Raw genomic sequence first — 22,349 nt, 5'->3', positions numbered from 1 at the left:
GGCGTGCAGCACTTTTCCTTTCCTTAGCCGAATCAGCGGCTGAAGCAGGAACCGAGACAGGAGCCGCAAATGGACCTGTACGAACACCAAGCGAGGGACCTGTTCGCGGAGCACGGCATCCCCGTCCCGCGGGCCGAAGTCACCGAATCCGCCAAGGAGGCGCGGGAGTTCGCGCGCCGACTCGGCGGCCGCGTCGTCGTCAAGGCGCAGGTCAAGGCGGGCGGGCGCGGCAAAGCGGGCGGCGTCAAGCTCGCCGCCGACCCGGCCGCAGCCGAACTGACGGCGCGCCAGATCCTCGGCATGGACATCAAGGGCCACACCGTGCGCAAGGTGATGCTGGCCCAACCCGTCGACATCGAGGCCGAGTTCTACGTGTCCTACGTCCTCGACCGCGCGGCCGGCACGTTCCTCGCCATCGCCTCCGCCGAGGGCGGCATGGAGATCGAGGAGGTCGCCGCCACCCGGCCCGAGGCCGTGGCCCGGATCCCGATCGACCCGGCCGTCGGCGTCACCTCGGCCGTCGCGGCGCGCATTGCCGGGGCGGCAGGGCTGCCGCCGCAGACCGTCGACGTCCTCGTCCGCCTGTGGGAGGTCCTCACCCGCGAGGACGCGGTGCTCGTCGAGGTGAACCCGCTCGTGCGCACCGCGCAGGGGCAGATCCTCGCGCTCGACGGCAAGGTGACACTCGACGACAACGCCCGCTTCCGAAACGCCCGTTGGGGCGAGCAGGAAGCGGCGCACGAGGAGCCCCTCGAGGCCCGGGCGGCGGCCAAGGGGCTCAACTACGTGAAGCTCGACGGCGAGGTCGGCATCATCGGCAACGGCGCCGGGCTCGTCATGTCCACCCTCGACGTGGTCGCGGGCTGCGGTGCGAAGCCCGCCAACTTCCTCGACATCGGAGGCGGCGCCTCCGCGCAGATCATGGCCGACGGGCTCGACGTCATCCTCTCCGACCCGGCCGTGAAGTCCGTCTTCGTCAACGTCTTCGGCGGCATCACCGCCTGCGACGCGGTCGCCGACGGCATCGTCCAGGCCCTGGAACACGTCGAGTTGACCAAACCACTGGTCGTCCGGCTCGACGGGAACAACGCGGCACGCGGCCGGACCATCCTCGAGGAGCGCGCCCACCCCCTGGTGGCGCAGGCCACCACCATGGACGGCGCCGCACGCCGGGCCGCCGAACTCGCCCTCACCTCCAACCCCCTTTAAGGAGCCGGGACATGGCCATCTACCTGACCCAGGAGAGCAAGGTCCTCGTCCAGGGCATGACCGGCGCCGAGGGCATGAAGCACACCCGCCGCATGCTCCAGGCGGGCACCAACGTCGTCGGGGGCGTCAATCCCCGCAAGGCAGGGCGCAGCGTCGACCTCGACGGCCGCGAGGTCCCCGTCTTCGGCGGCGTCGCCGAGGGCATGGCCGCCACCGGAGCCGATGTCACCGTCGTCTTCGTGCCGCCGGCCTTCGCCAAGGGAGCCGTCATCGAGGCGGCCGACGCGGGCATCCCGCTCGCCGTCGTCATCACGGAGGGCATCCCGGTGCACGACGCCGTCGCCTTCCAGGCGTACGCGAAGCAGAAGGGGACCCGCATCATCGGGCCCAACTGCCCGGGCCTCATCTCGCCCGGCGCCTCGAACGCGGGCATCATCCCGGCCGACATCACCAAGCCGGGCCGGATCGGCCTCGTATCCAAGTCCGGCACCCTCACCTACCAACTCATGTACGAGCTGCGCGACATCGGCTTCTCGACGTGCGTGGGCATCGGCGGCGACCCCGTCATCGGCACCACCCACATCGACTGCCTCGAAGCGTTCGAGGCCGACCCCGAGACCGAACTCATCGTGCTCATCGGGGAGATCGGCGGCGACGCCGAGGAACGGGCCGCGGCTCATATCCGCGAGCACGTCACCAAGCCCGTCGTCGGCTACATCGCCGGATTCACCGCGCCCGAGGGCAAGACGATGGGCCACGCCGGCGCCATCGTCTCCGGCTCCTCGGGTACGGCGGCGGCCAAGAAGGAGGCGCTCGAAGCGGTCGGCGTCCGCGTCGGCTCCACACCGACGGAGACGGCACGGCTCGTCCTGGACCGCATCGCCGACGGGCAGTGACGCTTCTCATAGGCCTCAACTGGCCATCGTAGTAAGGACTTTGGCATACGGGAGGTGTCCTTTGGGCACCTCCCGTCCACAGCACCACCAGCCATGGAACAACCGCCCCGACTGTGCACCGTGAGCGGAGACCGAACAATGGCAACCACCCTCAAGGCGAACACCTCCTGGTCCGACGCCTGGCAGCGCTGCCTCGCCGTCGCCCCCGAGGCCTTCCGGGACGATCGCGTCCTGAACCTGTGGAACGGCACCTGGCAGGCCGACGGCCGCGCCCTGCCCGCCACCAGCCCCGTCGACGGCAGCCCCATCGCGGGCCCGCCCCGCCTCGACGCCGACACCGCCCACCAGGCCGTACGCGCCTCCCTCGACCAGCACCGCGCCTGGCGGCACATCCCGCTTCCCGAGCGGCGCGCCCGCGTCGCCGCGACCCTCGACGCGCTCACCCAGCACCGCGAACTCCTCGCCCTGCTCCTGGTCTGGGAGATCGGCAAGCCGTGGCGCCTCGCGCAAGCCGACGTGGACCGCGCCATCGACGGCGTGCGCTGGTACGTCGACGGCATCGACGACATGCTCGGAGACGGCGAGCGCACCCCGCTGGCCGGACCCGTGTCGAACATCGCCAGCTGGAACTACCCGATGAGCGTGCTCGTGCACGCCATGCTGGTCCAGGCCCTGGCCGGCAACGCGGTCATCGCCAAGACGCCGACCGACGGCGGCGTCTCGTGTCTCACCCTGGCCTGCGCCCTCGCCGCCCGCGAGGGCATCCCGGTCACCCTGGTCAGCGGAAGCGGCGGGCAGCTCTCCGAGGCGCTCGTGCGGGCGCCGGAGATCGGCTGCGTGTCCTTCGTCGGCGGCCGGGACACGGGCGCGGCGGTCGCCACGGACGTCGCCGACCTCGGCAAGCGGCACATCCTGGAGCAGGAGGGCCTCAACACCTGGGGCATCTGGAACTTCACCGACTGGGACAAGCTGACGGCCGCCATCCCCAAGCTCTTCGACTACGGGAAGCAGCGCTGCACCGCCTACCCGCGGTTCGTCGTGCAGCGCGAGGCCTTCGACGCGTTCCTCGCCGCGTACCTGCCGGCCGTACGCACCCTGCGCGTCGGCCATCCGCTGGCCGTCGAGCACCCCGAAGACCCCTACCCGGCGCTCGACTTCGGGCCGCTCATCAACGCGGCGAAGGCCAAGGAGCTGACCGACCAGGTCGCCGAGGCGATCGACCGCGGCGCCGTCCCGCTGCACCGCGGCGCCCCCGACCCGGCGCTGTTCCTGCCGGGCCAGGACACCGGCGCGTACGTGCATCCGGTGACGCTGCTCGGCCCGCCGCCGTCCTCGCCGCTGCACCACGCCGAGCCGTTCGGTCCGGTCGACACCATTGTGCTCGTCGACACGGAGGCGGAACTCCTCGCGGCGATGAACGCCTCCAACGGGGCCCTGGTCGCCACCCTGTCCACCGACGACGAGGCGACGTACGAGCGGCTCGCGCCGCAGATCCGGGCGTTCAAGGTCGGCCACGGCAAGCCGCGTTCGCGCGGGGACCGGGACGAGCTGTTCGGCGGGTTCGGGGCGTCGTGGCGCGGCGCGTTCGTGGGCGGCGAACTCCTGGTCCGCGCGGTCACCGAAGGGCCGTCGGGGGAGCGGCTGCCGGGCAACTTCCCGGACTACCACCTGATGCCCTGACGCAGCTGCGGCGGGGTCCCTCGCGGCGCAGGGGGCGCTCCCCGCCGCTCGTGGACCCCGCCGCCGTGCCGCGGGGCGAGTTCTCGCCCGCCCCGCGCACACGATGTGTCGACGGGATATTGTGTACAGGCTGGGATAGCCCTCGGCAAGAACTACGACAATCCCCATGCGAGAAGCGTGGGTTGAGACACCGTGGACGCAGGACGGAAGGGGCCCCGATGTTGCCGACCGCAGGACTGCCTCAGGGGGCGGTGCCCAGGCTGGACCGGCCGGGACCGCTGCGCGAGCGGGTCTACGGCGCACTCCTCGAACTCATCATCAACCGCACCCTGCCGCCCGGCGCGCATCTCGTCGAGACGGAACTCGCGCTGCAGCTGGGGGTGTCGAGGCAGCCCGTACGTGAGGCGTTGCAGCGGCTCAGTACCGAGGGGTGGGTCGATCTGCGGCCCGCGCAGGGCGCGTTCGTGCACGAGCCGACGGAGGACGAGGCGGACCAGCTCCTGAAGGTCCGCCAGCTCCTGGAGACCGAGGCCGTCCGGCTCGCCGCGGGCAAGGCCGATGCCGTCGCCGTCGCCGCGCTGGAGGAGCTGTGCGAGGCGGGGGAGCGGGCGGTCGCGGCGGACGACGTGGAGGCGGCGGTCGCGCTCAACGCGCAACTGCACGGCGCAGTCATGGAGTTGGCGGCCAACGAGGTCCTCGCTGAGCTGGCCGCGCAGGTCGACCGCCGGGTGCGCTGGTACTACACACCGGTGGCGCGGCAGCGCGGCCATCAGTCCTGGGCCGAGCACCGGGAGCTGATCGCGGCGCTCGCGGACCGGGACGAGGGCCGGGCGGCGCAGGTCATGCGCGCGCACACCGAGCACACGCGCACGTCGTACCACCAGCGCGCGAGGTAGCGGGCAGCGCGGCCCACGGCGGAGGAGTAGGGGGTGGGGAATGCTGTCGCGAAGGATTGCATACAGTCGACGCATACTGTATGAACATTGATATGTGCCGGCCTTCTAACTCCTGACGCGCAAGCGAGAGGTGGGGTGTCGATCATGACCAAGGCTCTTGAGGGCGTGCGTGTCCTCGATATGACGCACGTTCAGTCGGGCCCGTCCGCGACGCAGTTGCTCGCGTGGCTGGGTGCGGACGTCGTCAAACTGGAGGCGCCGACCGGTGACATCACGCGCAAGCAGCTGCGTGACATCCCGGACGCCGACTCCCTCTACTTCACGATGCTCAACTCCAACAAGCGGAGCATCACCCTCAACACCAAGAGCGACCGCGGCAAGGAGATCCTCACGGAACTGATCCGCCGCTCGGACGTCATGGTGGAGAACTTCGGCCCGGGCGCGGTGGACCGGATGGGCTTCACCTGGGACCGCATCCAGGAGATCAACCCCCGCATCATCTACGCCTCCATCAAGGGCTTCGGCGAGGGCCCGTACACCAACTTCAAGGCCTACGAGGTCGTCGCCCAGGCCATGGGCGGTTCGATGGCCACCACGGGCTTCGAGGACGGGCCGCCGACGGCCACGGGTGCGCAGATCGGTGACTCCGGGACGGGGATCCACACGGTCGCCGGCATCCTGGCGGCACTGTTCCAGCGCGAGAGCACCGGGCGCGGGCAGCGCGTCAACGTCGCCATGCAGCACGCCGTGCTCAACCTGTGCCGCGTGAAGCTGCGCGACCAACAGCGCCTGACCCACGGCCCGTTGGCCGAGTACCCGAACGAGGACTTCGGCGACGAGGTGCCGCGCTCCGGCAACGCCTCCGGCGGCGGACAGCCCGGCTGGGCCGTCAAGTGCGCGCCCGGCGGTCCCAACGACTACGTGTACGTCATCGTCCAGCCGGTGGGCTGGAAGCCCATAGCCGAGCTGATAGGCAGGCCGGAGATGGCGGACGACCCGGAGTGGTCGACGCCGGAGGCGCGCCTGCCGAAGCTCAACAAGATGTTCCAGCTGATCGAGGAGTGGTCCTCGACGCTCCCCAAGTGGGAGGTCCTGGACCGGCTCAACGCCCACAACATCCCCTGCGGCCCGATCCTCTCCACCAAGGAGATCATCGAGGACGAGTCGCTGGTCTCCAACGAGATGGTCGTCGAGGTGCCGCACTCGCAGCGCGGCTCGTACACGACGGTCGGCAACCCGCTCAAGCTCTCCGACTCGCCGACCACCATCTCCGGCTCCCCGCTCCTGGGCGAGCACAACAGCGACATCTACGCCGACGAACTCGGCCTGGATCCGGCGGAGTTGGCGCAGCTCGCCGAACAGGGCGTCATCTGAGATGGACGGCACCGTGGTCGACCGCCTCGTCGAGGCGAACGAACGGTATGCCGCGGCGTTCACCGATCCCGGTATGGACGCCCGCCCGGTCCTTGAGGTGGCCGTCGTCGCCTGCATGGACGCCCGGATCGACCTGCACGCCGCGCTCGGCCTCGAGCTCGGCGACTGCCACACCGTCCGCAACGCGGGCGGTGTGGTCACCGACGACACCATCCGCTCGCTGGCCATCAGTCAGCGCGCGCTCGGCACCCGCAGTGTGGCGCTGATCCACCACACCGGCTGCGGACTCCAGTCCCTGACCGAGGAGTTCCGGCACGAGCTGGAACGCGAGGTCGGTCAGCGGCCGACGTGGGCGGTGGAGGGCTTCACCGACGTCGACCAGGATGTCCGGCAGTCCCTGCGGAAGGTGCGCACGTCGCCCTTCCTGCCGCACACCGACGACGTCCGGGGATTCGTCTTCGACGTGACGACGGGGCTGTTGCGGGAGATCACCGCGTAGCCCTGCCGGTCGAAACTCGGCCCTACGCGCCTCTGGTGGCGCGGAGGGTGAACGGAATACTGTATGCAATCGCTGAGTCATTCAGCTGACGAGGGGGTCGCCCCGTGTCGTACCGCACCGCACTCGCACGCGTCCTGACCGGTGCCGTCGCCCTTGGCGGCGAACCGGCCCGTATGCAAGGCAAGTTCCCCCGCTCCGGCGTCACCGCGCTCGGCCGCGCGGGGCTGCTCGGTCTCACCGTCGCACCCGAACTCGGCGGCGGCGGGCGGGGATTGCCGGAGGCCGCCGACGTCGTGGGGCGTGTCGCCCGCGTCTGCCCGGCCGCCGCGGCAGTGCTCCGCTCGCACTATGCCGCGGTCGCCGTCCTGGAGGTGCACGGCGGCACCTGGGTGCGTGCCGAGATCGCCGCAGGACGACACCTGTGCTCGCTCGCCCTCGACGAGGACGGGCCGGAGTCCGTGGCGCGACGGGCGGGCGAGGTCGTCACCCTGCGCGGCCGCAAGCGGCATGTCGTCGCCGCGGGCGAGGCCGACAGCTACCTCTGGTCGAGCCGGGCGCCCGGGGGTGGCCCGGACCGGCAGAGCCTGTGGCTGGTCCCGGCCCACGCCCCCGATCTGTACGTGCCGGCCCGGGCGGCAGGCCCGGGCCCGAGCGGCAGCGCGACCTCGACGGTCTGCGCCGACCCGGTGCGCGTACCGGCCTCGGCCCTGCTCGGGGCGGGCGGGGAGGGTGACCGGCTGGTGCGCGATGTCGTGCTGCCGTGGCTGACCGAACTGGCCGCCGTGACGGACCGATCGGGCCCGGAGCCCGTGCTCGTGGCCTCGTGAACACCGGCCCGGTGTACGGAAGTCGGTCGATCGACTCCGCTCGATCTCGTCCCGCTTCTTTACACCGGGCTTCTGTATACAGAAGTCTGTATGGGGTAGTGCTGGGGTCCCCTGCACCCGCGCCGGAGGCCCGCATGACGGAAGGCGGATCGATCATGACGACCAGCGGGACGGACGTGTCGGTCGAGGGTGTGGTCAGAAGGGCGGCAGCCGCGCACCGTGGTGAGCGCGGCGCGCTGCTGCCCGTACTCCACGCCGTACAGGCCGAGTTGGGGTGCGTACCGCAGGAGGCGATCCCCGTCCTCGCCGACGAGTTCAACCTCTCGCGGGCCGATGTCCATGGAGTGGTGACCTTCTACCACGACTTCCGTCGCGAGCCCGCGGGCCGCTCCACCGTCCGCATCTGCCGCGCCGAAGCCTGCCAGGCCCTGGGCGCCGACCGCCTGCTGGGCCACGTACGGGAGTCGGGCCTGACGCTCGGCGAGACCAGCGCCGACGGCGGTGTCACCGTCGAGCAGGTCTTCTGTCTCGGCAACTGCGCGCTCGGCCCCTCGGTGGAGGCGAACGGACGGCTGCACGGGCGCGTGACCCCGGCCCGGCTCGGCGCGATCCTCAACGGGACGGTGTGACAAGTGACTTCGGAGAACACCACGAGCAGCGCGGCCACCGTGTACGTTCCGCGCGACGCGGCGGCCCGCTCCGTCGGCGCCGACGAGGTGGCGCAGCGGATCCAACTCGCCGCGATCGAGGGCGGGTTCGGCGTCGACGTCGTCCGCAACGGCTCGCGCGGGCTGCTCTGGCTCGAACCCCTCGTCGAGGTCGTGACCCCCGAGGGCCGCATCGGATACGGCCCCGTCACCCCGGACGACGTCCCCGACCTCCTCGCCGCCGGAATGCTGGACGGCGCCGACCACGCGCTGCGGCTCGGCCCCGTCGACCAACTCCCGTGGCTGGCACGGCAGAACCGCGTCACCTTCGCCCGCGTCGGCATCACCGACCCGCTCTCGCCCGAGGACTACGAGGCCCACGGCGGACTGCAAGGACTGCGCGCGGCCCTGGAGATGGAGCCCGCCGACGTCGTCACCGAGGTCACCGATTCCGGGCTTCGCGGTCGCGGTGGTGCAGGCTTCCCGGCGGGCATCAAGTGGAAGACGGTGCTCGACTGCGCCGACGAGCTCAAGTTCATCTGCTGCAACGCCGACGAGGGCGACAGCGGCACCTTCGCCGACCGCATGGTCATGGAGGGTGACCCGTTCCTGCTCATCGAGGGCATGACGATCGCCGCCCACGCCGTCGGCGCCCGCGAGGGCTACATATACATCCGCTCCGAATACCCCGACGCCATCGCCACCATGAACGCCGCGATCGACATCGCGCGCGGGCGCGGCTGGCTCGGCGCGGGCATCCTCGGCTCCTCGCTCGACTTCGACCTGCACATCCGCGTCGGCGCCGGCGCGTACATCTGCGGCGAGGAGACCTCCATGCTGGAGAGCCTGGAGGGCAAGCGCGGCATGGTCCGCGCGAAACCCCCGATCCCCGCGATCGAGGGCCTGTTCGGCAGGCCGACCGTGGTGAACAACGTCCTCACCCTCACCACCGTCCCCGTCGTCCTCGCCGACGGCGCCAAGGCCTACCAGGACCTCGGCGTCGGCCGCTCCCGAGGCACCCAGGTCTTCCAGCTCGCCGGCAACATCAAGCGCGGCGGCATCGTCGAGACCGCCTTCGGCATCACCCTGCGCGAGCTGATCGAGGACTACGGCGGCGGCACACTCAGCGGCCGCCCCGCGCGCGCCGTGCAGGTGGGCGGGCCCCTCGGCGCGTATCTGCCGGAGGCGCGGTTCGACGTGCCGATGGACTACGAGGCACTCGCGGAGGCCGGGGCGATGCTCGGGCACGGCGGCGTGGTCGTCTTCGACGACACCGTCGACATGGCGGCGCAGGCCCGCTTCGCGATGGAGTTCTGCGCCGAGGAGTCCTGCGGCAAGTGCACGCCCTGCAGGGTCGGTTCGGTGCGCGGCGTCGAGGTCATCGACCGGATCGTGGCCGGTGAGCAGCAGGACGAGAATCTCGCGCTGCTCGAGGACCTGTGCGAGCTGATGACCGATGGTTCACTGTGTGCCATGGGCGGGCTTACGCCGATGCCCGTACGCAGCGCCCTCGCGCACTTCGCCGACGACTTCGTCGCCCGCGGCGACCGTCGGCTCCTGGAGATCCACCCCGTACAGCGGGGCAACGCTCGAACGGAGGGCCAGGCATGACGCTTCTGAAGGAACCCGACTTCGGCACTCCGGAACGCCCCGGAGCGGCCACGGTCTCGGTGGAGATCGACGGACAACAGGTGATGGTCCCCGAGGGCACGTCCGTGATGCGGGCGGCAGCCGAGGCCGGCATCGAAGTACCGAAACTGTGCGCCACCGACAGCCTGGAGGCGTTCGGCTCCTGCCGGCTGTGCGTGGTCGAGATCGACGGCCGGCGCGGCACCCCCGCGTCCTGTACGACACCGTGCACGGACGGCATGTCGGTGAAGACGCAGACCCCGAAGGTGGAGAAGCTCCGCCAGGGCGTCATGGAGCTGTACATTTCCGACCACCCCCTCGACTGCCTCACCTGCCCCGCCAACGGGGACTGCGAACTCCAGGACATGGCAGGCGTGGTGGGCCTGCGCCAGGTCCGCTACGGCTACGAGGGCGCCAACCACCTCGACGCCGAGAAGGACACCTCCAACCCGTACTTCGACTTCGACCCGTCCAAGTGCATTGCCTGCTCGCGGTGTGTGCGCGCCTGCGACGAGACGCAGGGCACCTTCGCGCTGACCATCGAGGGGCGCGGCTTCGAGTCCAAGGTGTCGGCGGGCGCGGGCGAGTTGTTCATGGACTCCGAGTGCGTGTCCTGCGGCTCCTGCGTCCAGGCCTGCCCGACGTCAACTCTCCAGGAGAAGTCGGTGGTTGACCTCGGCATGCCGACGCGGTCCGTCGTCACCACCTGCGCGTACTGCGGTGTCGGCTGCTCGTTCAAGGCCGAGCTGCGCGGCGACGAACTGGTCCGCATGGTCCCCCACAAGGACGGCGGCGCCAACGAGGGCCACTCCTGCGTCAAGGGCCGCTTCGCCTTCGGCTACGCCACTCACCCCGACCGCAAGCTCAAGCCCATGGTCCGCGAGCGCATCACCGACCCGTGGCGCGAGGTCGAGTGGGACGAGGCGATCGGCACGGTGGCCCGCCGCTTCCAGGAGATCCAGGGCAGGTACGGCGCCGGCTCCATCGGCGCGATCTCCTCTTCCCGCTGCACCAACGAAGAGGTGTACGTCGTCCAGAAGATGGTCCGCGCCGCCTTCGGCAACAACAACGTCGACACCTGCGCCCGTGTCTGCCACTCACCCACCGGCTACGGCCTCAAGCAGACCTTCGGCGAATCGGCCGGCACCCAGGACTTCCGGTCCGTCGCCGAGGCCGACGTCATCATGGTCATCGGCGCCAACCCCACCGACGGCCACCCGGTGTTCGCCTCCCGGATGAAGCGCCGCCTGCGCGAGGGCGCCAAGCTGATCGTCGTCGACCCGCGCCGCATCGACCTGGTGCGCTCCCCGCACATCGAGGCGCAGCACCACCTCCAACTGCGCCCCAGCACGAACGTCGCCGTCGTCAACGCGATGGCGCACGTCGTCGTCACCGAGGGCCTCGTCGACGAGAACTTCGTCGCGGAGCGCTGCGAGGGCTACGAGGAGTGGGCCGCGTTCGTGGCCCGCCCGGAGAACAGCCCCGAGGCGACCGAGGAGATCAGCGGCGTCCCGGCCGCCGACCTGCGCGCGGCAGCACGCCTCTACGCCTCCGCCGGCAACGGAGCCATCTACTACGGCCTCGGTGTCACCGAGCACAGCCAGGGCTCGACGATGGTCATGGGAATGGCCAACCTGGCGATGGCCTGCGGCAACATCGGCCGCGACGGCGTCGGCGTCAACCCGCTGCGCGGGCAGAACAACGTACAGGGATCCTGCGACATGGGCTCCTTCCCGCACGAGCTGCCCGGCTACCGGCACATCTCCGACGACGCGGTGCGCGGTGTCTTCGAGAACCTGTGGGGCCGGGACCTCCTGCCGGATCCGGGGCTGCGCATCCCCAACATGTTCGACGCGGCGATCGAGGGGGACTTCCGCGGACTGTTCGTGCACGGCGAGGACATCGCCCAGTCCGACCCGAACCTCCAGCACGTCACGGCGGCCCTCGAAGCCATGGAACTCGTCGTGGTCCAGGACCTGTTCCTCAACGAGACGGCGAAGTTCGCCCATGTCTTCCTGCCCGGCGCCTCCTTCCTGGAGAAGGACGGCACGTTCACCAACGCCGAACGGCGCGTCAACCGCGTGCGGTCGGTGATGCCGCCCAAGGCAGGCAAGCACGAGTGGCAGATCGTGTGCGAGATCGCCACCGCCATGGGCTACGCCATGGACTACGACCACCCGTCGCAGATCATGGACGAGATCGCCTCGGTCACCCCGACGTTCGCGGGTGTCTCCTTCGACCTCATCGACAAGCTCGGCAGCATCCAGTGGCCGTGCAACGCGGAGGCCCCCGAGGGCACACCGACCATGCACGTGGACGCCTTCACCCGAGGCAAGGGCAAGTTCGCGGTCACCTCCTACGTGCCGACCAACGAACGCAGCACGCGACGCTTCCCGCTGGTCCTCACCACGGGCCGCATCCTCAGCCAGTACAACGTCGGCGCGCAGACCCGCCGCACCGGCAACGTCGCCTGGCACCCCGAGGACATCCTGGAGGTCCACCCGCACGACGCGGAGGAGCGCGGCATCACCGACGGCGACCTCGTCACGATGTCCAGCCGCGTCGGTGCGACGACGCTGCACGCGCAGATCTCCGACCGCATGCCACCGGGTGTCGTCTACACCACGTTCCACCACCCGGTGACGGGCGCGAACGTGGTGACGACCGAGAACTCCGACTGGGCGACCAACTGCCCGGAGTACAAGGTCACGGCCGTGCAGGTCGGCCTCGCGCCGAAGGCCCGGGCCGCTCGCGAGGCGGCGGACGAACTCGTCACGGTGGTGGACTGACATGGCGGGCACCGTCCCGGCGGAGCGCCGGATGGCGAACGACATCGCCGCGAACCAGGGCCATCTGTCGGACGCGGCGGCGGCCGAGGCGATCGCAGGACACGTCACGAAGTTCTGGGACCCGAGGATGCGGCAGCGGCTCTACGCACTCGTGGACGACGGAGCGGACGGCTTCGACCCGCTCGTCGTCGCGGCCGTGAAGCTCATGCGCTGAGGCCCTCCCGGGCCACCTTCCCAGCGGCCGCCGCGCGACAGGGCACGCGCGGCGGCCGCGCCCATTTCCGCATCTTTGTACGTGATGTCATCGGGCACCCCCGTGCTGTGCGGCGCGCGGGTGCGACGGCCGACGGCACACGTGCGCGTACCTCCACACCCTCGAACCCAGGAGGCACCACGATGAAGATCGCAGTTGTCGGCGCCGGAGCCATCGGCGCGTACGTCGGCGCGGCCCTGCACCGCGGCGGCGCGGACGTGCACCTCGTCGCCCGCAGGGGCCATCTGCGCGCCATCCAGGCGGAAGGCGTCCGCGTGCTCAGCCCGCGCGGCGACTTCACCGCCCACCCGCACGCCACCGACGACCCGAACGAGATCGGCCCCGTGGACTATGTGTTCCTCGGCCTCAAGGCCCACTCGTACCCGTCGTGCGGCTCGCTCGTCGCCCCGCTGCTCGGCGAGCACACCGCGCTGGTGGCCGGGCAGAACGGCGTCCCGTGGTGGTACTTCCACAAGCTGAGCGGCCCCTACGAGGGCCGGCGCATCGAGGCGGTCGACCCGGGCGGCGCGACGAGCAAGGTGCTGCCGCCCGAGCGCGCGATCGGCTGCGTGGTCTACCCGGCCACGGTCATCGAATCCCCGGGCGTCATACGGCACTTGGAAGGAACCCGCTTCTCCATCGGGGAGCCGAGCGGTGATGTGTCGCGACGCTGCACGGAGCTGAGCGAGGCCATGGTCGCGGGCGGCCTCAAGTGCCCCGTCGAGCAGAACCTGCGCGACGACATCTGGATCAAGCTCATGGGCAACGCGGCCTTCAACCCGATCAGCGCGCTGACCCGGGCCACCATGACCGACATGTGCCGGCACCCGCTGACCCGCGCCATGGTCGCCCGCGTCATGGAGGAGATCCTCGACATCGCCGCCCGCGTCGGCTCGACGCCCGAGATCTCCATCGAGAAACGACTGCGCGGCGCCGAGGGTGTGGGCGCCCACAAGACATCGATGCTCCAGGACCTGGAAGCGGGCAAACAACTGGAGCTGGACGCCATCGTGACAGCGGTGGTGGAGATGGCCGACATCACCGGAGCCGAGGCACCCACGCTGCGTGCGATCCACGCGGCGACCGACCTATTGGCACGCACCGTGCTGCCGTAGCACGCTACGGATGAAGATCACGTGGCAGAGGAGACGTACATGCTGTTCCGGCAGTTGGAGTACTTCGTGGCGGTGGCACGCGAACGGCACTTCGCACGCGCCGCCGAATCCTGCTACGTCTCCCAGCCCGCGCTCTCCGCGGCGATAGCCAAGCTGGAGCGCGAGCTCAACGTCACACTCATCAACCGCGGCCACAACTACCAGGGCCTCACCCCGGAGGGCGAGCGCCTGGTGGTGTGGGCGAAACGCATCCTCGCGGAGCAGGACGCCTTCAAGGCCGAGGTCGCCGCGGTCCAGTCGGGCATCACGGGCACACTCCGCCTCGGTACCGACCCCACGGCATCGACGACACTGGCCCTCCCGGTGGGCGCCTTCTGCTCGGCACACCCCTTGGCGAAGGTCCAGGTCCGCTCGCGCCTCTCCACGAAGGAACTCCACCGCCAACTCCGCGACTTCGAACTCGACGTGGCCATCGCCCACTTCGACCCGGACGACCAGGAGGGCCTGCAAGTGGTCCCCCTCTACCAGGAGCGCTACATGCTCCTGGTCTCGGACGACCAGTTCAAATCCCGTACGAACAGCCTCACTTGGGCGGACGCGGCGCAACTCCCGCTGGCGCTGCTGACGCCCGACATGCGCATCCGCCAGATCATCGACAAGGTCTTCGCGAACAAGGGCCTTGAGGTCACCCCCCAGGTCGAGACCGACTCCATCGCCTCCCTGTACGCACATGTGGGCGGCGGCGAATGGGCCAGCGTCGTCCCCCACACCTGGCTGCGCGCGATGCCGGTGGACGGCCGCACGCGAGCGCTGCCGCTGATCGACCCGGAGGCCGGCGCCCAGGTCTCGGTCGCGATCCACGCGGGAACCCCGGGCTCGGTGGCGGCGAGGGCGTTCGTGAGCGCGGCGACGGCGCTGAACCTGGACGAGGTCTTCGACCAGAGGGTCCCGGCGCAGGGTGCGCACTCTTGAGCACATCAAGCCCCGCCTGGGGATGAGAGCCGGCGGAGTCCGGGGCAGAGCCCCGAGACGTCGACTCACCTCACCCGTACCGCTCCCGCACGGCCAACCGATCCAACCCACCCTGCGCCGTCCGCGGCAGGGCGGACACGAAAACGATCCGGTCCGGCACCGCCGCCGCGGCCAACCGCTCCCGCGAGTACCGCAACACGTCCTCCGCCTCCACACACTCCTCCCCGCGCACCACCACCGCGGCCCCGATCCGCCCCGCACCCACCGCGAACACCGCCGCCTCCGCCACCGACGGACACCCGGCCAGCACATCCTCCACGTACTCGGGCGAGATCTTCCGCCCGCCCCGCACGATGAGGCTCTCGATCCGCCCGGTCAACGACAGGTACCCGTCCTCGTCGAGCCACCCCAGGTCCCCGGTGCGCAACCACCCCTCACCCGTCACGGTCGGACCGGCCACCCACACCTCGCCCCGCACCCCGGCCGGACACACCCTCCCGGCCTGGTCGACGACCCGCAGCCGCACCCCGGTCGCCCGCCCCACCGTGCCGTGCTTGAGCGGCCCGCGCTCCGGCAGCGGCTCGCTGGCGATCTGGTGCGCGGCCTCGGTCATCCCGTACGCGGACAGCAGCGGCGCGCCGAACATCCGCTCAAGGGCCCGCTGGGAAGCGGCGTTGAGCGGCGCGCCACAACTGCGTACGAATCGCAGCGGCGGCGGCGCCCCCAGGTCGGCGGCCTCCGACGAGCGGTCGAGCAGCGCCTCGTGGATCGTCGGCACCGCCGTGAACCAACTCGCCCCCGCCGCCCGCAGATCCGCCCAGAACGTCTCGGCCGAGAACCGCCCGCCCGCCGGCAGCAGCACACACCCCCCGCCGGCCAGCGTGGACAGGAGCGAGGTGAAGAGCCCGTGTCCGTGGAAGAACGGCATGACCGCGACGGTCGCATCGTCGGGCCCCAACGCGTAGGTGGCACAGATGTTGTTGACGGACGCCGCCACATTGGTGTGCGTGAGCGGCACCATGCGGGCGCGGCCGGTGGCCCCGGCGGTGAACAGGACGAGCGTGTCCTCCTTCCCCGCACGGCGCCCGGCGCCGGCGCTGATGACCACCTCGTCGCCACGCAGCACGGCGCTCGCCCCCAAATCGCCGACCCGCAAACGCAGTTCGGCATCCGGCAGACCCGGATCCAAGGGCGCGGCGACCACCCCCGCGCGAGCCGCCCCGAGCAGCGCGGCCACGAAGTCCACGGTGTTCCCCGCGACGAGCCCGAGCACATCACCGGCCCCCAGGCCCGCGGCGGCGAACCGCCCCGCCTCCTGGTCCGCGAGCGCGTCCAACGCCTCGTACGACAGGGGAACCCGCTCGTCACCGTGTCGCCCGGTGGTGACGAGCGCGGGAGCGTGGGGCCGCGCACGTGCCTGCCGGTCGAGGAGATCGGCGAGCCCCGTGACGGTCAGGGCCGACGTGGCCATGCCTTCCACCTCCCATCCTCAGTGAGCGTGCGGCCAGCGGCCGCGCACGTCCAATACGCACTCACGAACACCCGATAGCAATCGCTTATGAAGGCCGAACGGCCGCCCCCAGCAGGCTATTTGACGCACGCTTGACTCTCGATAGACGCCATTTATCGCCTGGAAGCCGATGGGTCTTGGACGGGGCGCCGCGGCCTGTCGAAGGTGAGAACAGGAGCCGCACCGGCCGTACGCGCATGAGGCGCACCGGCAGGGACCCGTCCAAGGAGGAACCCGGATCATGACCGCTGACTCGACCGCTGAACAGACCGCCGAGGCCGCGGCAGGAGCCGACGCGCCGGCCGAGCTCACCGACGGCTACCACCTCGTCGTCGACGCCCTGAAGAAGAACGACGTCGACACCATCTACGGCCTCGTGGGCATCCCGGTGACGGACCTGGCCCGCCTCGCGCAGGCCGAGGGCATCCGCTACATCGGCTTCCGCCACGAGTCCAACGCAGGACACGCCGCCGCGATCGCCGGCTACCTCACCCAAAAGCCCGGCATCTGTCTGACGGTCTCGGCCCCCGGCTTCCTCAACGGCCTGGTCGCCCTCGCCAACGCCACCACCAACTGCTTCCCGATGGTGCAGATCTCCGGTTCGAGCGAGCGCCACCTCGTCGACCTCAAGCAGGGCGACTACGAGGAGATGGACCAGCTCGCGGCGGCCCAGCCCTTCGTGAAGGCCGCCTACCGCGTCAGCCGCGTCGAGGACATCGGCCGCGGCATCGCCCGCGCCCTGCGCACCGCGGTCTCCGGCCGCCCCGGCGGTGTCTACCTCGACATCCCGGCGGCGGTCCTCGGCGCGGTCATGGACAAGGGGGAGGGGGAGCGGACCCTGTCCCGCCTGGTCGACCCGGCACCGCGCCAGTTGCCCGCCCCCGAGGCCGTGGACCGCGCGATCGACCTCCTGGAGAACGCGGAGCGCCCCCTGATCGTCCTCGGCAAGGGCGCGGCCTACGCCCAGGCCGACGACAAGATCCGTCACCTCGTCGAGTCGACGGGCATCCCGTACGTACCGATGTCGATGGCGAAGGGCCTGCTGCGCGACGACCACCCGCAGTCCGCGGCGACGGCCCGCTCCCTCGCCCTGAAGAAGGCCGACGTCGTCATGCTGGTCGGCGCCCGCCTGAACTGGCTGCTCAATCACGGTGAGCGCGGCTGGAACCCGGACGCGAAGTTCATCCAGGTCGACATCGAGGCGAGGGAGATGGACTCCAACCAGCCCATCGCGGCGCCCCTCGTCGGCGACATCGAATCCGTCCTCGACCAGCTCGCCGACCGCACCAAGCCCGGCCAGATCAGCGCGCCCACCGCCTGGCGCGAGGAACTCGCGGCCCGCTCGGAGCAGAACGTCGCCAAGATGGCCAAGCGCCTGGAGGCCGACCCGCACCCCATGCAGTTCATGGGCGCGCTCAAGGCGGTCCGCGACGTCGTCCACCAGCACCCGGAGACGTACATCGTCAACGAGGGCGCCAACACCCTCGACATCGCCCGCAACGTCATCGACATGCACCACCCGCGCCGCCGCCTCGACTCCGGCACCTGGGGCGTCATGGGCATCGGCATGGGCTACGCGATCGCTGCCGCGGTCGAGAGCGGCGGGGCGCCCGTCGTCGCCATCGAGGGCGACAGCGCCTTCGGCTTCAGCGGCATGGAGCTGGAGACGATCTGCCGCTACAACCTGCCGGTCGTCACCGTGATCATGAACAACGGCGGCGTCTACCGGGGCGACGAGGTGATCGGCGACGCCCCCGCGCCCACGACCCTGATGAGCGCGGCCCGCCACGACCAGATGATCGAGTCCTTCGGCGGCAAGGGGTACCGGGCCACCGCACCCGCCGAGGTCACGGCCGCGCTCACGGAGGCGATCGCCTCCGGCGGTCCCGCGCTCATCGACTGCGTGATCGACCCGTCGGCCGGTACGGAGAGCGGTCACATCGCCCATCTGAACCCGAAGGGCATCGGCATCAAGAAGTAACCCTCCGTGTTCGGGAGTGCACCGATACGCAGGTGAAAGCCACTCCGAAACCTTGGTATTGTTGAGGTGTCGCCGCGGGGAACGCCCCGCGCCCAGCGATGTACACCTTGTCCGGGTGGCGGAATGGCAGACGCGCTAGCTTGAGGTGCTAGTGCCCTTTATCGGGCGTGGGGGTTCAAGTCCCCCCTCGGACACTTGCAGAGTGCCGGTCGAGATTCTTCTCGACCGGCACTTTTTGTGTTTGCGCTGGTCCGACGGGGGCAGGCGGCCTCTGGAGCCATGTGTATGGCTTTTCAACCTTTCACAGGTCAAAGAAGAATAGAGGTCCGTGTGCCCCCGAGACTGGTGGCCGAGCACCTGTACAAAGTGTTCGGCAGACGACCCGATGAGGCTGTGCAGAAGCTCAGCAGCGGTGCAGACCGTGAAGAGCTGCGCGCCGAAGGAACCACCGCCGCCGTGATCGACGCGTCGTTCACGGTCGAGTCCGGTGAGATCTTCGTGGTCATGGGCCTGTCCGGATCGGGCAAGTCGACACTGCTGCGGATGCTCAACGGTCTCCTGGAGCCGACGTCGGGGCACGTGCGGTTCGACGGGCAGGACCTGACGGCGCTGGCTCCCAAGGAGCTGCGCGAGGTGCGCTCCCACAAGATCAGCATGGTGTTCCAGCACTTCGCGCTGTTCCCGCACCGCTCCGTGATGGAGAACGCGGGCTACGGCCTGGAGGTGCAGGGCGTTCCGCGTGCGGAGCGTGAGGAGCGGGCGGTCGAGGCGCTGCGGCTGGCGGGTCTGGAGGGGTGGGAGAAGTCCTTCCCCGACGAGCTGTCCGGCGGTATGCAGCAGCGTGTGGGCCTGGCCCGCGCGCTCGCCACCGATGCCGATCTGCTGCTGATGGACGAGTCCTTCAGCGCGCTCGACCCGCTGATCCGGCGCGACATGCAGGATCAGCTGCTTGAGCTGCAGAAGACGCTTAAGAAGACGATCGTCTTCATCACGCACGACCTCAACGAGGCCATGCGTCTGGGCGACAACATCGCGGTCATGCGCGACGGCCGGATCGTCCAGATCGGTTCGGCCGAGGACATTCTCGTCACGCCGGCCAACGATTACGTGGCCTCCTTCACGCAGGACGTGGACCGCTCCCGTGTGCTGAGCGCGCGGGCGATCATGGCCGAGCCGGGGGAGGGCTATGCGATGGCCGATGCCCCGGCGAAGATCCACGAGGACACGCCGATCTTCGAGCTCTTCACGCCGTGCTCGACGAGCGAGATACCCGTCGCCGTCGTGAACGACGCGGATGAACTTGTCGGTGTGGTGCCGCGCGAGCGGCTGCTGGCCGTGCTCGGCGAGCCGACGAAGACCGTGGAAGCAGGCGGAGCGGCCTCCGACCTCATCGAGGACGAGCCGACGGAGAAGGCGAAGAAGGTGATCGCCGGTGCCTAGGATTCCCTTCGGTGACTGGGTCAACGACGTCGTCCAGTGGATGCTCGTCCACCTGGACTGGCTGTTCGGCTTCTTCGAGAGCATCTTCAACGGTGTCTACAACGGCCTGACCGAACTCCTCCAGGCGCCCGAACCGCTGCTGCTGGCGGGCATCTTCGCCGTGATCGCCTTCTGGCTGCGCGGCACGCTGGGGGCGGTTCTCACGTTCATCGGGTTCTGGTTCATCCAGAACCTGGAGCTGTGGGACAAGGCGATGGAGACCCTGTCGCTCGTCCTCGTGTCGACGCTGATCGCGCTCATCATCGGTGTGCCGCTGGGTATCTGGGCGGCGCGTTCGAGCCGGGTCAGCAATCTGTTCCGTCCGGTCCTGGACCTGATGCAGACGCTGCCGGCGATGGTCTACCTGATCCCGGCGATCCTGTTCTTCGGCTCGGGTGCTCCGGCCGGTATCGTCGCGACGCTGATCTTCGCGGTGCCGCCGGGCGTGCGCATGACCGAGCTGGGCATCCGGCAGGTCGACAAGGAACTGGTGGAGGCCGCCGACGCGTTCGGTACGACGCCGCGCAACACCTTGTTCCGTGTCCAGCTTCCACTGGCTCTCCCGACGATCATGGCGGGTGTCAACCAGGTCATCATGCTGGGCCTGTCGATGGCCGCCATCGCGGGCATGGTCGGCACCGGCGGTCTCGGTGGCGCGGTCAACGAGGCCATCGGCCAGCTGAACGTCGGCCTGGGCGCCGAGTCCGGCGTCTCGATCGTCATCCTGGCGATCTACCTGGACCGTATGACCAGCTCGCTCGGCCAGCAGGTCTCCCCGCTGGGCCGCCGCGCGCTCAACAAGCTGCGGGCGACGCAGGGCCTGAAGATCTGGTCGTACCGCCCCCGCCCGGCGGTCGCCGTGGTCGGTGTCGTCGTCCTCGCGCTGGTCGCGGGCGGCATGGGCATGTTCGGCCAGAACAACGCCTCGACGTCGTCGGCCGCCTCGTCCACGAACGTGGGCCAGGGCAAGAAGATCTCCATCGGCTACATCCCGTGGGACGAGGGCGTCGCCTCCACGTTCCTGTGGAAGGAGATCCTCGAGCAGCGCGGCTTCGACGTCGAGACCAAGCAGTTCGACGCAGGCCCCCTCTACACCTCGCTCGCGGGCGGCACGGTGGACTTCCAGACCGACTCCTGGCTTCCGGTCACGCACGCCGAGTACTGGAAGAAGTACGGCAAGGACCTGGAAGACCTCGGTTCCTGGTACGGCCCCACCTCCCTCGAACTGGCCGTGCCGTCCTACATGAAGGACATCAAGTCCATGGAGGACCTGAAGGGGCAGGCGTCGAAGTTCGACGGCAAGATCACCGGCATCGAGGCGAGCGCGGGCGAGACGGCGCTCCTCAAGAGCAAGGTACTCAAGGCCTACGGCCTCGACAAGGAGTACAAGATCGTCGACAGCTCGACGCCGGCGATGCTGGCCGAGCTGAAGCGCGCGTACGCCAAGAAGAAGCCGATCGTCGTGCCGCTGTGGTCGCCGCACTGGGCGTACAACGACTACAAGCTCACCAAGCTCAAGGACCCGAAGGGCGCCTGGGGCAAGGGTGATGGCATCCACTCGCTGGCCCGCAAGGGCTTCGGCAAGGACTTCCCCGAGGTCGACAAGTGGGTCAAGGACTTCAAGCTGAGCGAGAAGCAACTCACCAGCCTTGAAGCCGAGATCAACAAGTCGGGCAAGGGCAGGCAGCAGGACGCCGTCAAGGCGTGGCTGAAGAAGAACCCGGGCATCGTCGACAAGCTGGCCCCGGTCAAGAAGCAGTCGACTCCCGCCGAGGCCAAGCGCCCCGTCAACGTCGCCTGGTTCCCCTGGGACGAGGACATCGCGGTCACCTTCCTCTGGAAGCACGTTCTGGAGAACCGCGGCTACAAGCTCAACCTGAAGCAGATGGACGTCGGCCCGGTCTACACGGGTCTGTCCACCGGTGACCTCGACGTCAACTTCGACGCCTGGCTGCCGTATACGCAGAAGAGTTACTGGGACAAGTACAAGAACAAGGTCGCGACTCTGGGCTCCTGGTACGGGCCCACCTCGCTCGAGATCGCCGTTCCGTCGTACGTGAAGGGCATCAAGTCGGTCGAGGATCTCAAGGGCAGGGCCAAGGAGTTCAACGGCAAGATCGTCGGTATCGAGGGCGGCACCGGCACGATGGACATCCTCACGAAGGATGTCGTGCCGGGCTACGGCCTCGACAAGGAGTACAAGGTCGTCAACGGCTCGACGCCGGCGATGCTGGCCGAGCTGAAGCGCGCGTACGCCAAGAAGGAGCCGATCGCGGTGCTCCTGTGGACCCCGCACTGGGCCTACAGCAAGTACGACCTGACCAAGCTGAAGGACCCCAAGGGCCTCTTCGGCAAGGGCGACACCATCCGCACGGTCACCAGCAAGGCGTTCGTCAAGCAGTACCCGCAGCTCACGAAGTGGTTCAAGAACTTCAGGATGACCGAGGACGAGCTCGGCACCCTGGAGATCGAGATCAACAAGCACGGCCAGGGCCACCAGGCGGAGGCGGTCACGGCGTGGCTGAAGAAGCATCCGGAGGTGGAGGAGCGGATGACGGCGCCGTAGCGATCCGGATGCCGGGTGGCACCGCAT

The 22,349-nt window shown here is 69.6% G+C and carries 17 protein-coding genes and 1 tRNA gene; 17 read left to right on the top strand and 1 reads right to left on the bottom strand.

Annotated features, from left to right (window positions below):
• Window positions 1–69: 69 nt before the first annotated feature.
• The 13 genes from sucC (at window position 70) to ACOKM3_RS09980 (ending at window position 14,786) form a co-directional block, all read left to right on the top strand.
• Window positions 70–1,209, top strand: coding sequence for an ADP-forming succinate--CoA ligase subunit beta (gene sucC / locus ACOKM3_RS10040; RefSeq protein ID WP_426899041.1), 1,140 nt, complete (start codon window positions 70–72; stop codon window positions 1,207–1,209).
• 11 nt (window positions 1,210–1,220) lie between these two features.
• Complete coding sequence (gene sucD / locus ACOKM3_RS10035; protein ID WP_426899039.1) at window positions 1,221–2,105, top strand: succinate--CoA ligase subunit alpha; 885 nt, start codon at window positions 1,221–1,223, stop codon at window positions 2,103–2,105.
• A 138-nt stretch (window positions 2,106–2,243) separates the two neighbouring features.
• On the top strand, window positions 2,244–3,785 hold the full coding sequence (locus ACOKM3_RS10030) for an aldehyde dehydrogenase family protein (protein ID WP_426899037.1): 1,542 nt from the start codon (window positions 2,244–2,246) through the stop codon (window positions 3,783–3,785).
• Window positions 3,786–4,006: 221 nt separating this feature from the next.
• Window positions 4,007–4,681, top strand: coding sequence for a GntR family transcriptional regulator (locus ACOKM3_RS10025; protein WP_426906752.1), 675 nt, complete (start codon window positions 4,007–4,009; stop codon window positions 4,679–4,681).
• 144 nt (window positions 4,682–4,825) lie between these two features.
• Window positions 4,826–6,055: a formyl-CoA transferase gene (frc, locus tag ACOKM3_RS10020; protein WP_426899035.1), complete on the top strand. Its 1,230-nt coding sequence runs from the start codon at window positions 4,826–4,828 to the stop codon at window positions 6,053–6,055.
• Between the two features lies 1 nt (window position 6,056).
• Window positions 6,057–6,554 (top strand): beta-class carbonic anhydrase, encoded by a 498-nt coding sequence (locus ACOKM3_RS10015; RefSeq protein ID WP_426899033.1) that lies wholly within the window; start codon window positions 6,057–6,059, stop codon window positions 6,552–6,554.
• Between the two features lie 104 nt (window positions 6,555–6,658).
• Window positions 6,659–7,381, top strand: coding sequence for an acyl-CoA dehydrogenase family protein (locus tag ACOKM3_RS10010; RefSeq protein WP_426899032.1), 723 nt, complete (start codon window positions 6,659–6,661; stop codon window positions 7,379–7,381).
• A gap of 134 nt (window positions 7,382–7,515) precedes the next feature.
• Window positions 7,516–8,010, top strand: a complete 495-nt coding sequence (locus ACOKM3_RS10005; RefSeq protein ID WP_426899030.1) for an NAD(P)H-dependent oxidoreductase subunit E — start codon at window positions 7,516–7,518, stop codon at window positions 8,008–8,010.
• A 3-nt stretch (window positions 8,011–8,013) separates the two neighbouring features.
• Window positions 8,014–9,639, top strand: coding sequence for a formate dehydrogenase beta subunit (locus ACOKM3_RS10000; protein WP_426899028.1), 1,626 nt, complete (start codon window positions 8,014–8,016; stop codon window positions 9,637–9,639).
• On the top strand, window positions 9,636–12,446 hold the full coding sequence (fdhF, locus tag ACOKM3_RS09995) for a formate dehydrogenase subunit alpha (RefSeq protein ID WP_426899026.1): 2,811 nt from the start codon (window positions 9,636–9,638) through the stop codon (window positions 12,444–12,446). Before ACOKM3_RS10000 ends, fdhF begins: the two co-directional genes overlap by 4 nt.
• A gap of 1 nt (window position 12,447) precedes the next feature.
• Entirely contained in the window at window positions 12,448–12,660 is a 213-nt protein-coding gene (locus ACOKM3_RS09990; RefSeq protein WP_266715524.1) for a formate dehydrogenase subunit delta, read from the top strand.
• A gap of 182 nt (window positions 12,661–12,842) precedes the next feature.
• Window positions 12,843–13,814, top strand: coding sequence for a 2-dehydropantoate 2-reductase (locus tag ACOKM3_RS09985; RefSeq protein WP_426899024.1), 972 nt, complete (start codon window positions 12,843–12,845; stop codon window positions 13,812–13,814).
• Between the two features lie 39 nt (window positions 13,815–13,853).
• Complete coding sequence (locus ACOKM3_RS09980; RefSeq protein ID WP_426906751.1) at window positions 13,854–14,786, top strand: LysR family transcriptional regulator; 933 nt, start codon at window positions 13,854–13,856, stop codon at window positions 14,784–14,786.
• 70 nt (window positions 14,787–14,856) lie between these two features.
• Here ACOKM3_RS09980 and ACOKM3_RS09975 read toward each other — a convergent pair whose 3' ends face one another.
• Entirely contained in the window at window positions 14,857–16,257 is a 1,401-nt protein-coding gene (locus tag ACOKM3_RS09975) for an AMP-binding protein (protein WP_426899022.1), read from the bottom strand.
• Window positions 16,258–16,537: 280 nt separating this feature from the next.
• Here ACOKM3_RS09975 and oxc point away from each other — a divergent pair, with 280 nt between their 5' ends.
• The 4 genes from oxc (at window position 16,538) to ACOKM3_RS09955 (ending at window position 22,322) form a co-directional block, all read left to right on the top strand.
• On the top strand, window positions 16,538–18,277 hold the full coding sequence (gene oxc, locus ACOKM3_RS09970) for an oxalyl-CoA decarboxylase (protein WP_426899020.1): 1,740 nt from the start codon (window positions 16,538–16,540) through the stop codon (window positions 18,275–18,277).
• A gap of 109 nt (window positions 18,278–18,386) precedes the next feature.
• Window positions 18,387–18,471 (top strand) — tRNA-Leu (locus tag ACOKM3_RS09965).
• Window positions 18,472–18,562: 91 nt separating this feature from the next.
• Window positions 18,563–19,717 carry a quaternary amine ABC transporter ATP-binding protein gene (locus tag ACOKM3_RS09960; protein ID WP_426899018.1) on the top strand — a complete coding sequence of 385 codons (1,155 nt, stop codon included), beginning with the start codon at window positions 18,563–18,565 and terminating at the stop codon, window positions 19,715–19,717.
• Window positions 19,710–22,322: an ABC transporter permease/substrate binding protein gene (locus ACOKM3_RS09955; protein ID WP_426899016.1), complete on the top strand. Its 2,613-nt coding sequence runs from the start codon at window positions 19,710–19,712 to the stop codon at window positions 22,320–22,322. Before ACOKM3_RS09960 ends, ACOKM3_RS09955 begins: the two co-directional genes overlap by 8 nt.
• The last annotated feature ends 27 nt before the right edge of the window (window positions 22,323–22,349 follow it).

Origin of the sequence: Streptomyces nidicola, assembly GCF_050106155.1 — a bacterium.
GTDB lineage: Bacteria > Actinomycetota > Actinomycetes > Streptomycetales > Streptomycetaceae > Streptomyces.
The sequence above is the reverse complement of the archived record's forward strand: the minus strand, read 5'-3'. Positions and strand labels throughout refer to the sequence as shown.

Coding starts and splice junctions, on each gene's coding strand:
- sucC (WP_426899041.1), top strand. CDS start 70: ATGGACCTGTACGAACACCAAGCGAGGGACCTGTTCGCGGAGCACGGC.
- sucD (WP_426899039.1), top strand. CDS start 1,221: ATGGCCATCTACCTGACCCAGGAGAGCAAGGTCCTCGTCCAGGGCATG.
- ACOKM3_RS10030 (WP_426899037.1), top strand. CDS start 2,244: ATGGCAACCACCCTCAAGGCGAACACCTCCTGGTCCGACGCCTGGCAG.
- frc (WP_426899035.1), top strand. CDS start 4,826: ATGACCAAGGCTCTTGAGGGCGTGCGTGTCCTCGATATGACGCACGTT.
- ACOKM3_RS10015 (WP_426899033.1), top strand. CDS start 6,057: ATGGACGGCACCGTGGTCGACCGCCTCGTCGAGGCGAACGAACGGTAT.
- ACOKM3_RS10005 (WP_426899030.1), top strand. CDS start 7,516: ATGACGGAAGGCGGATCGATCATGACGACCAGCGGGACGGACGTGTCG.
- fdhF (WP_426899026.1), top strand. CDS start 9,636: ATGACGCTTCTGAAGGAACCCGACTTCGGCACTCCGGAACGCCCCGGA.
- ACOKM3_RS09990 (WP_266715524.1), top strand. CDS start 12,448: ATGGCGGGCACCGTCCCGGCGGAGCGCCGGATGGCGAACGACATCGCC.
- ACOKM3_RS09985 (WP_426899024.1), top strand. CDS start 12,843: ATGAAGATCGCAGTTGTCGGCGCCGGAGCCATCGGCGCGTACGTCGGC.
- ACOKM3_RS09980 (WP_426906751.1), top strand. CDS start 13,854: ATGCTGTTCCGGCAGTTGGAGTACTTCGTGGCGGTGGCACGCGAACGG.
- ACOKM3_RS09975 (WP_426899022.1), bottom strand. CDS start 16,257: ATGGCCACGTCGGCCCTGACCGTCACGGGGCTCGCCGATCTCCTCGAC.
- oxc (WP_426899020.1), top strand. CDS start 16,538: ATGACCGCTGACTCGACCGCTGAACAGACCGCCGAGGCCGCGGCAGGA.
- ACOKM3_RS09960 (WP_426899018.1), top strand. CDS start 18,563: ATGGCTTTTCAACCTTTCACAGGTCAAAGAAGAATAGAGGTCCGTGTG.